The organism is Chitinophaga sp. (genome assembly GCF_036566945.1).
Classification (GTDB): domain Bacteria; phylum Bacteroidota; class Bacteroidia; order Chitinophagales; family Chitinophagaceae; genus Chitinophaga.
Window position 1 is genome coordinate 1 of the sequence record NZ_DATCVJ010000585.1, and the last position, 11,174, is coordinate 11,174.

8 protein-coding genes are annotated in these 11,174 nt (G+C 43.2%); 3 read left to right on the forward strand and 5 right to left on the reverse strand.

From position 1 onward, the window contains the following. Nucleotides 1–989 (forward strand): L-histidine N(alpha)-methyltransferase (egtD, locus tag VIP81_RS17945; RefSeq protein ID WP_331963974.1); only part of this gene is annotated, 989 nt, incomplete at its 5' end. 11 nt (nucleotides 990–1,000) lie between these two features. Here the strand turns inward: egtD and VIP81_RS17950 are convergent. Further along, nucleotides 1,001–1,474 carry a DinB family protein gene (locus VIP81_RS17950; protein WP_331963977.1) on the reverse strand — a complete coding sequence of 158 codons (474 nt, stop codon included), beginning with the start codon at nucleotides 1,472–1,474 and terminating at the stop codon, nucleotides 1,001–1,003. A 244-nt stretch (nucleotides 1,475–1,718) separates the two neighbouring features. Between VIP81_RS17950 and VIP81_RS17955 the strand changes: the two genes are divergently transcribed. Further along, nucleotides 1,719–4,430, forward strand: coding sequence for an outer membrane beta-barrel protein (locus tag VIP81_RS17955; RefSeq protein ID WP_331963979.1), 2,712 nt, complete (start codon nucleotides 1,719–1,721; stop codon nucleotides 4,428–4,430). On the opposite strand, the gene VIP81_RS17960 is transcribed toward VIP81_RS17955, so the two are convergent. Both VIP81_RS17960 and VIP81_RS17965 read right to left on the reverse strand, forming a co-directional pair. Further along, nucleotides 4,425–5,342: a DsbA family protein gene (locus VIP81_RS17960; RefSeq protein WP_331963982.1), complete on the reverse strand. Its 918-nt coding sequence runs from the start codon at nucleotides 5,340–5,342 to the stop codon at nucleotides 4,425–4,427. The genes VIP81_RS17955 and VIP81_RS17960 overlap by 6 nt on opposite strands. A 139-nt stretch (nucleotides 5,343–5,481) precedes the next feature. Continuing rightward, the gene (locus VIP81_RS17965) at nucleotides 5,482–6,342 is read right to left on the reverse strand and encodes an OmpA/MotB family protein (protein ID WP_331963985.1); all 861 of its coding nucleotides are present in this window, start codon (nucleotides 6,340–6,342) and stop codon (nucleotides 5,482–5,484) included. 279 nt (nucleotides 6,343–6,621) lie between these two features. On the opposite strand from VIP81_RS17965, the gene VIP81_RS17970 reads away from it, so the two are divergent. Continuing rightward, nucleotides 6,622–7,647 carry a LacI family DNA-binding transcriptional regulator gene (locus VIP81_RS17970; RefSeq protein WP_133810238.1) on the forward strand — a complete coding sequence of 342 codons (1,026 nt, stop codon included), beginning with the start codon at nucleotides 6,622–6,624 and terminating at the stop codon, nucleotides 7,645–7,647. A 296-nt stretch (nucleotides 7,648–7,943) separates the two neighbouring features. On the opposite strand, the gene VIP81_RS17975 is transcribed toward VIP81_RS17970, so the two are convergent. After that, nucleotides 7,944–9,176, reverse strand: coding sequence for an alkaline phosphatase family protein (locus VIP81_RS17975; RefSeq protein ID WP_331963992.1), 1,233 nt, complete (start codon nucleotides 9,174–9,176; stop codon nucleotides 7,944–7,946). Between the two features lie 156 nt (nucleotides 9,177–9,332). Further along, a partial coding sequence (locus tag VIP81_RS17980) for a S9 family peptidase (protein WP_331963995.1) occupies nucleotides 9,333–11,174 on the reverse strand: 1,842 nt, incomplete at its 5' end.

Sequence of the window (11,174 nt, forward strand, 5' to 3'; positions counted from 1 at the left end):
TTATGACTGTAATTCCAACAATGCTTCCGTGCAAACGCAAGCCCGCCACCGAAACATTCTACCACGATGTAGTGCAGGGCCTCAGCGCTCCGCAGAAATACCTGGACCCTAAATATTTTTATGATGCTGCCGGCGATGCACTCTTTCAGCAAATTATGCAATGCCACGAATATTATCTGACCGGCTGTGAAATGGAAATTCTAAGCACCCAATCCCCTCAGATTGCACAGGCATTACAAAAGTACGCTGGCGCCTTTGATCTCATAGAACTCGGCGCCGGTGACGCTACCAAATCCATGCATCTGCTGGAACAACTGCTTAATAACAGGGTAGACTATACGTATTTTCCAATAGATATTTCTGCCAACGTGATTCAGCAACTGGAAAAGTCACTGCCGGAAAAGCTTCCGGGACTTCAGTTACACGGACTGAATGGAGAATACTTTCACATGCTCCAACAAGCCAACCAACTCACCAGCCGGAAAAAAGTGCTCTTGTTTATGGGGGCCAACATTGGTAATTTCAGCAGCGCAGCGGCCAGAAATTTCTGTCAGCAATTAAGACAATACCTGCAGCCGGGAGATATGCTGCTCACCGGATTTGACCTCAAAAAACATCCACAGGTAATCCTGAATGCATATAACGACAGCAGCGGTATTACCCGCGCTTTTAATTTTAATATGCTGCATCGTATTAACCGGGAGTTACAGGCCGATTTTGATACGACAAAATTTGAGCATTTCCCGACTTACGATCCAGGTACCGGCGCTTGTAAAAGCTACCTGATCAGCCTAGAGGAACAGGTAGTACATATAGGAGACAGCCTCACCGTGTCCTTTGCTGAAAACGAATCATTGTATATGGAAATCTCCCAGAAATACAGCCTGGAAGAAACGGACCAATTGGCTGCCTTCGCAGGATTCAAACCAGTAGCCCGCTTCTTCGACAGAAAACATTGGTTTACCGACTGCCTCTGGAAATGTATTTAAAAACAATACGTTTAATGCCAGGCGCCCAATGCACGGCGCAGGGCTACAATTTCGCCGGTATGATAACTGGTATGATCCAATAACAATACAGCCTCCCTGAATAAATGCTGCCCGTTTCCCCAGGGAAACGGGCTAAACAAATCCACCCCCGGCGCTTCCAGTAACCCGATGAAGGTGTGCAGGTCTTTATCCACCTGGGTTACACTATGCTTCCAGGCCGCATCATCGGCCGGAGACGTTTCTTCAGGCCAATAAGCTTTAGGCCACTCTATTTCCTTATAATCCGGATTACGGGAAAAATCGAGGATGTCAAACTGGGTAATACGAATATGTTCCACCAATTGCCAGATACTATAAGGCATTTTCGCCGGCACCTCTCCCCGCAAATTGGCAGGCAGCGATTGCACCGCATCCCCGAAAGTTACGTGGGCATTGGCTTTCAATAACATTTCTTTTAACGACTTAACTAAAGCTGGTGTGTTCATAAAATAGGATTTGTTTTGATTTTACATCTATTAAGCTCCTCTATCCCCTTTCATAAAGGTCAGGACTGTTAACAAAGCGACAATACAACAATTATTCCACACAAAAGTTGTAAACGTTTCGTTAATCTAAATTCATTTTGATTGTTTTTAAATACTTCTGATAACGTTCTCATTTGATTTACGTTTTGTGAAATTTGGTATACTATCATTGCACCAAGACCAATCCTTGAACCAAAACTTAGCAATGGCCAAATTCGCTTTAACCTTAACTATCCTACTGACAGTCATTCATCTCACGCTGTTTGCGCAGAGAGAAATCAAAGGACTTACTTACGATAAAGATACCCGAAAACCATTGCAAGGGGCTACTATATTACTGTTTACCGCTGAAAAGTCAATTTTAAAAGGACAGGGTCAATCTGATAAGGATGGTAATTTCTCTATCAATAATCCACCTCCCGGGAACTTCATGCTCACCATCAGTTATATGGGATATACGGCGGCGACCATCCATATAGCTGTTCCTGAAAAAGGGAAAATTACCCAACCAACACTCGCACAAACGGGTCTGCAAAGAAATTCCATCAACCTGAACGGCGTCAATATTAAAGTAATTAAACCTATATACAATATCCGTAAAGATACCATCGAATTTTCCGCCGGTGATTTTCAGACCGCTGAAAATGCTTCGCTGAAAAATCTCCTGCAAAAAATCCCTGGTTTGACTATTGATGCGGATGGCCACTTCTATTTTCAGGGCAGACAAATTAAGGAATTATATATAGACGGGAGAGCCGTATTTCAAAACGCGCCAAATTCCTCCGGTGACCCTCAAAAAGTATCACAGATGCTGCTCGCTAACCTGGTAGATAAAATACAGGTAGCTGATAAAAAAGGATTAGATGGTATGGTGGAAGGAGGAAAAAATGAAAAAGTGATTAATATCACCATCAAAAAAGAAATGAAAAAAGGCATCAACGGAGCCGTGGGTGGAGGATACGGAACGAACGACCACTATAATGTGGCAGGCAATGCCAACCTGTTCAGAGATAACAAACAAATACTGATATCAGGTAACCGCAATAATATAAATTCCTCCAATGGCCCTTTCTCCAATGATGAAAACTTAAACAGAGCAGAGAACTACGGAGGACCATCTACCAGGGGCAATGTTCAGGGTAACTTCTCGCTTGACATCAACAAGAAAATAAAGGTCAACGGGAACATCTCGCACTTCGATGTCAAAAATAAGAACAACCAGTTTCAGCAACGCGATAATATCTTACCCGACAGCAATTTCAGCTACAATAGTAATACACAAAGCACCACAAAGAACGAGTTTAATAGCATGTATGCCACCATAGGGATGCAGGTCAATGAGAATAATTTCGTCTCCATAGATGTAATGGGCACACTTCAAAAAGGTAGTCCCATTTCACAAAATAAATATATCTCCCTGGGGGGGGAAAATAACGATACCATTAATATGGGAAATAACATGAACAGCGAAGATCGAAAAAATAGTGTCGGAAGCCTAGGTGCAACCTACGTTCATACATTCGGAAAAAAATGGGGAAGTACAAATTTCAATATTAATGTAAACCAAAATAATATCCGCGATGAGCAGTGTAATTACAACCTGAATTTCCTGCCGGCAACAGACCAATCTGACACGACCAATCAACAGCTAAAAAATCAACTCAACACTCGAAAAACCACCATGGGATTAAGTTATCAATACCCCCTGGACCCAAGTATGTTTCTATGTATTGCGTATAGATATACCAATAACCTCACACAAAATAATCAGCAGGTATTTGATTTCGATAATATAAAAAATGGCTATGACATCATCAACCAAACACTCACTTACAATTTCCAGAACAGATATATAGTAAATACCCTGAGTACCGGCGTTACCATCAATAAAAATAAATTACAGGGCCAATTACTGATTACCTATAATACCACCAACTCCACCAGCCATAATTATACAGACGGGAAAGAATACCAGCAGAAAATTAATTACCTGGCGCCTAATGCCTCGCTGACTTATAAAATTGATAACTACAAGTCACTAAACCTAAATCTCTCCCGCGAAACACGCGTACCCAACACCGGTAACATGCTGGTACCAGTAATATCTATTCAAAATCCGTTGTACGTACAGTTGGGCAATCCTGACCTGAAACCAACTATCTATAATAGTGCATCGGCAGGCTATCATTCCTTCAGCATTAACGGACTTACTTTTGGTACCAACATTAACCTTGATCTCCCGCAGAATGCGATCACACAATCCGTCTACTCTGATTCTACCGGAAGACAAATTAACCAGGCCGTCAATGTAGATGGTACCTATAATATTTACCAGGATATAACATTGGGTAAGCGCTTCCAGAAAATAGGCCTTACCCTAAACTATAGCTTATGGCCCAGCTATAACCATATTAACACCTTCGTTAACCAACTTAAAAACACCTTTTCGGGTGTTAGTATCGGACAGGTACTCTCCGGTTCCTGGACCTATAAAAAGGTCCTGGAACTCGAAGGAATGATCAATATGCTGTATACCGGCAGTGCCTATTCTATTCAAAACAACGCATACTACGATTTCACCAATTACAATATTGCGCTGTCGGCCAATACCTATCTTCCTTTTGACATCAATTTTGGCGCAGGCGCTACCTATACTAATAATACCAGTCAAAAACAGCAATATGTAGTGGTGAACACCTGGATCTCCAAAACCTGTTTGCCCGATAAAAGCCTGCTGATTAAACTATATGTATACGACCTGTTCAGAGAAAATAAAGCGCTGATGACCATGCAAACATTTACGTATATAGAACAACAGCGGAACAGCGTACTTTCGCGCTATGCACTGCTAAGCCTTTCTTACTTTTTTGGCAAGAAAAAACCCGTACCAGGCCCTAAAACACAACAACCCCTATAAAGATGCCGTCAATGCCCACAATTGGCCACTGTCAATCGTATTGACCCATATCTTATTATCCGCCTGATAACCACGTAACTGTATTTCCGCCTCCTCAAAAGAGAGATCATTCAATACCGCAAACTCTTTGGTGGTGAGCGTTGGGAAATAGGCAAACAATTCCAATCCTTTGGCATAGGTTCTCGCTTTCGCTTCCGGCAGCAATTTATGCAAAGCAGTTGTATAAACGTTGTAAGGCTTGGCGCCATATACCAGCTCCGACCGCCCGTTAGTATCTATAAAAAAGATAGACGGAAAGCCACGAACACCCAACTGTTTTCCCAACGCCAGATCTGCTTCAAATAACCCAGCCGCAGTAGCATTAAAATCAGCCTGTAACTGTAATATATCCAATCCTGCAAAAGCCGCAGATTGCAATACCGGCGCTGGTTTACAGATATTTTGCTGCTGCATAAACAACAATTCCCGCATACGCCGTAAAAAAATGACAGCCTTATGCTTGTCCTGCTGCTGCGCCGCTTTAAACCAGGTAGAAGGTGGATAAGAAGATGGCAAGGGATCTTCCAACCATACATTCCCATCAATCGGCATCTGATAATGCCTGCTCACTTCATCCCAGTGATGCGCCACGTCTGAAGGACCGCTGATCCCACCGGAGCTGTATACATCCCAGGAAGGCAATAATCCTCCCATGTGATAGCTGATATCCAGCACATGCCCGTATTCAAGTTTCAACCGGCGCCATTGCGGCTCTATTCCCCAACAGGTAGAACAGATCGGATCCGTAAAATAAATGAGTTGAATGGGTTTATCGGCAGACTGCCATCCATTCATTACAGGAGCAGTTGTAACAGCAAGACCAGGAATCTCACAAACACCCGTGACCGGGTCACAAAACATAGGTTCATTCATAGCTACAATAATTTACGCGGGCAAATATAAGGGAAAGCATAAAGCGTAAAGCATAAAGCTATTATAGCGAGTGACCACAGTATATGATCACTCGCTATAATAGCTTTTTGCTTTATGCCTTCAGCTTTTGGCTTTTAAATTAGTTCGCTGGTTTTTCCAGTAATTTGAAGAACTGATCCAGCTGCGGCAATATCACGATTCTTGTTCTACGGTTCGCTGCTTTGCCTTCCGGTGTATCGTTGGAGGCAATGGGCAGGTATTCACTTCTACCGGCAGCAGTCATACGCGCTGGTGGAATGTTATATTGATTCTGCAATATACGCACTACAGAAGTGGCTCTTTTCACACTCAGATCCCAGTTGTCCAGTAATACATTCGGACGGTATGGAACGTTGTCAGTATGACCTTCCACCATAAATTCAATATCCGGCTGTGCAATCAGCACCTTGGCAACTTTACCCAATACTTCCTTGGCTCTTTCATTGATATCATAGCTACCACTTTTAAACAGCAGTTTATCAGAGATATCTATATACACCACTCCTTTATCTATCTTAATATTAATGTCCTTATCATCCATATTTCCAATGGCGCCTTTCAGGTTCATGACCAGTTGCATGTTCAGGGAATCCTTACGGGCAATGGCAGATTGCAGATCCTTGATGTAGGCATCTTTAGCACCAATGTTATCAAGTGATTTTTTAATACTTTCTGCCTGAGAACTGGAAATAACAGATAATTCTTTCAGATGGTCCAGCATCTGTGAGTTATTGGTTTTTAATTGCTGCTGCTGTTCTGTAAGATTCGTCATTTTATCTTTATACGAAGCGGCAGCGCGTGCAGCATCTTCTTCACAAGTTCTTAATTTACCATAGGTTGCGCGGTAAAGACTATCCAGTTGAGCGTTTCTGGCTTGTGACTCCCTTAATTTTCTCGGAGCGGAACAGGATGCAAAAATGGTTACTAAAGCTACCGGCAAGGCTAGTTGTGCTACTCTCATAAAAATGTTATATTTTAATAATCTAACAAATAACTATATATGATTAATAAGGGATACAATGGAAGCATTCGCTATATAGCAAATAGCAGGCCGAAGCCCCCATCAGCTCGTTAGAAAAAAGTTAGAATCCACGAAAATGACGGTGTTGAAGCCGAGAAAATTATGTTATGCTTATTAAAGATCCTTTATTCATAAAAAAAAGTTAATGTTTTCTAATATCTAAGTAACTTGTCCGGCAGAGTACACGCTGTATCTATTTTCTATTAATTGCTGAAATGTATGAGAAAGGTGGTTTCTTCGGGTCAACCAACAATAAAGGAAATTGCAAAAAGGCTGAACATCTCTGTATCTACGGTATCAAGAGCGTTACATGATCACCATAGCATAGGTTTAAGAACCAAAACCAGGGTGAAAGAACTGGCCGCTGAACTGAATTATGAACGCAACCAGACAGCTATCTATTTCCAACAGGGTAAAACTTTCACCATCGGTATCCTTTTACCGGAACTGTCGGAGGCTTTCTTTGCCAGCGCTATCAGCGGCATTGAAGATACTGCCTACAGCAACAACTATACAGTGCTGCTGGGGCAATCGCACGATGATGAAGCCCGCGAAAAACAAATCATTCAAAGCATGAAACAACACCGGGTAGACGGCTGTATTGTTTCTATCGGAAAAAATACCAGTAACTACGAACACTTTGAAATGCTGCAACAGGCACGCATTCCGGTAGTTTTCTTCGATCGCATTCCTGATTTGCCCAATATGCACTCCGTTTCCTGTAACCTGGAATCGGGTACCGTGCAGGCGGTGGATTTCCTGCTAAAACAAGGCCACCGCGTAATAGGTATGATCAATGGCCCGGAAACCATGGTTGCCAGCAAGGAACGCGCTGCAGGCTATAGCAGGGCGCTGCACAAACACCGTCTCAAATACGATCCCAAACTGATCGTCAATGCCGACCTTACCGCTGCCGGTACGGACGAAGCCATGCAATACCTGCTGTCACTCAAAAGAAAAGTAACCGCCATCGTTACATTCAATGACTATGTAGCCATGGATGCCGTACAATATGCGTTAAAACAAAAATTGGAAATAAATAAGGATATAACTTTTGTATCTTACGCCAATACACCGGTAAGCGGGTATACGGCATTTCCTCCTGCGGCTTCTGTAGAGCAGTTCCCTTATGAGCAAGGGCAGGCGGCTACCAATATGCTACTATCTCTTTTAAATGGAGAACACGCGTTAAACGATTATCAACGCACTATCATGGAGTCACAGCTGGTGATTCACAACCGCTGAGGTATCTTATTATCGATAACCTTGCCACAGCAGGTGACCGTGGCACAGGTTATTCGACTTCATTGTTCGCTGTCTATAATTGCTGCTTTTCCAGCTTAGTTCACTTTCATATTAATTGCTACAACGATTCTACATGATTTTTTTAACATTCCGTATACGCAAACGCTTGCGTTATCAGCGCAAGCGTTTGCGTAAAGCCCATATTTAAGCAAAAGCGGAAGGCATAATGCAAAAAGCAAAAAGCTACTTTCCCGAAGATCTCCGGGAAAATAGCTTTTTGCTTTTTGCATTATGCATTATGCCTTCTGCTCCACCCAACGATTCACTGTATTCAACGGCGCTTCCAGCACAATTTTATAAAATCCGGAAGGAAGGTCTTTCACGCTCACTTCGGCCTTGTCTGCCGATACAGGTACTTCTCCCAATAGTTTATAAGTATCATGACCACCCGTCTTGTAATTATTGGTCGTGGTCACCCATATTTTCACTTTACCTTTTTTATCGTACGACTTCCACCCCAGCTGTAATATACCCGCTGATAGGGCTGCTGTAGGCTGTGCCAGCGAAATGGCGCCAGTAAGGGGTACACCATCCAGCTCACGGGCATTTTCAACCGGTATTTTAATATTCATAAACTGTGCAATGGAAGGCAGAATATCTACGATGCCTGGTTGCGCTGTTTTAAAATAAGTATTCAATCCTTTGGCATTAGTAACGATCCAGGTAGTACGTTCCCGGTCCGATTGTCCGCCATGACCATGGCCGCCTTTCGCATCCCGCCCATGATCAGTGGTAATATAAATCTGCCAGTCTTCATTAAAATGCTGACGACGATATTCCATCGCATCCCAGATCTTACCTACCATATCATCTGTCATACGCACCGCAGTATCCAGTCTTGCACCCGTACCATACCGATGCCCCATATCATCACTGTATTCCAGGTATAACCAGGTCATATCCGGTGCATCGCTTTTTACATATTCCGCCGCTTTAGCCGCCACGGTTTCATCTATTTGATGAATATACCAGCTATCTTTATCATGTGGAAACTGCACCGTATCATGTTCCAGACCATCGATGGCATGATCTATATGTAAACCGCCGGTTTGCGGTAATCCATCTCCCAGCAACTTCGTTCTGTTATCCAGCCACGTAGAAAAAATAGCAGTGGTGCCATTTGGATAGGCCGATTTAAAAAAACGGAAAATACTGGGATACGAGTAATTTTGCGCGGCAATATCATTATCCCAAACATTGTGTTTGTTTACCCACGTACTGGTCAGCAAACTATTATAACCAACAGCAGAAATAGTCGGCGTTTGGGAATACCCGCCTTTTTCGCCACCCACATAAGCCCTGCAATACCCTCCTTCTTTCGCAATACGTTTCAGATTAGGTGTCGGCTGCGATTCAATGACATCGGCCGGTATACCGTCCGCTATAATAAATAATACCTTGTGCTTTTTCTGTTGTGCGATTAACGTGGAAAAAGATAAAAGCCCCATGGCCAGGAATAAATATTTCATTGTTGACTGTTTTGTGCAAGAAAGATAATAAAAAAGCAGAAAGCCGAAGGCAGAAAGCAAAAAGCTATTGAAGCGATAACATAAGCAACTGAGTAATTATTTATTCGCTTCGTTATCCACTTCAATAGCTTTTTGCTTTCTGCCTTCGGCCTTCTGCTACTTCAAATGCGCATCAAAATAGTCGGTGATCTTCTGCATCAGGTGTACCCTGTCTTTCCCCAGCACATTATGTAAATGTCCCGGATATACGAAATAATCTACCTGCTTTTCATTATCTACGCAGGCTCTGATGAAATCGATCGAATGTTGCCATACCACAACATCATCATTGGTACCATGAATTAACATCAGGTGTCCCTGCAGCGCTTTTGTTTTTGTGAGAAGATTAGCATTGGCATATCCTTCCGGATTTTCAGAAGGCCTATCCATATAGCGCTCTGTATACATGACTTCATACATACTCCAGTCTATCACCGGACCACCTGCTACTGCCGCCTGAAACACGCCAGGATGGCGCAACATCAGGGAGGTAGTCATAAATCCGCCGAAGCTCCAGCCATGCACACCCATTTTCTGCTGATTAATATAAGGCAGTGATTTCAGATAAGCCACGCCTTGTAACTGATCATTCATTTCTACGGTACCCAACTGACGGAAAGTAGCCTGTTCGAAAGCCATTCCGCGGTTATCACTGCCACGGCCATCCATGGTAAAGATCACATAGCCATGCTGCGCCATATATTCATACCACAGGTTACCACTGTAGGGATAGGTATTACGGATCAACTGCACATTAGGACCATTATACAGGTATACAATAACCGGATAGGTTTTGGCAGCATCAAAATTCACAGGTAGTATCAGTTTGCCATACAACGGCGTACCATCATCTGCTTTCAGCGTTACCTGCTTAATCTGCGGGCGTTGAAAATCTTTTAACGGATCGGCGGCAGTGATAAGGGTTTGTTCCCATTTGCCGGAAGTAGCGGCCACTCTTGCTATGTAAGGGGTGGTGCCGGAACTGTAAGTGTCCAGCACATAACTCCCATCGCTGCTCACCTGTGCATCATGCCAGCCCGCGGCTTTGTCGAGCCGAACATAGGAAGTGACTTTCTGATTTTTTGCATAGTTCACAGCGTAAATATGTTTTTCCATTGGCCCTTCCTTCGATGCCGTGAAAACCACGTCGTGCTGGTTGGTAGCCACTAATTCATTTACCACCCAGTCCCCTGCGGTAATTTGTTTTAACTGTTGTCCTTTGGTATTATAGAGATATAAATGCCGGTAGCCACTACGTTCGCTCCACCAGATAAACTGATCTGGCTTACCCGGAACAAAGGTCAGCGGATGTGTAGGATGTACATATTTCGTATCTGTTTCTTCAAACAATGTTTTCACCAGTTCGCCGGTCACCGTGCTGTATTGATTCAACCACAGGTGATTTTGCTCCCGGTTCAACAGCGCTATATAAACGGATTGCTGATCAGGCGACCAGGTAACGGCCGTCAGGTAATGATCTGCAGGAGTTCCTGTTTTTAGAAAAATTGTTTTTTGGGTAGCTGGCTGATAGATGCCCAGGGTTACTTCATGGGATTTTCCACCCGCCATAGGATATTTAATATTATTGGCATGTGCAGGTGTAACAGACCAGTCAATGATGGGATAATCATTCACCATACGCTGATCCATGCGGTAAAATGCCAGCAGATCACCTTTCGGAGAAAAGAAAATACCCTTATCGATACCGAATTCTTCACGGTGTACGCTTTTACCGTTCACGATATTTTCATCCGTATCATTCGTTACCGCTTGTACCGCATCGTTAGCAGTGCGAATAAAAAGATTGTTTTTTTCGGTCCAGGCAATCTGACCACTTTGTGTATTGACGGTAATATTTTCTGCTGCAGCTGGTAACTCGCACCAGTGGCTGAATTGCATCACACCATTTTGCAAAGAGCCTTTATACAACACGTTGCCAAGACTAAACCATGCGCTGCT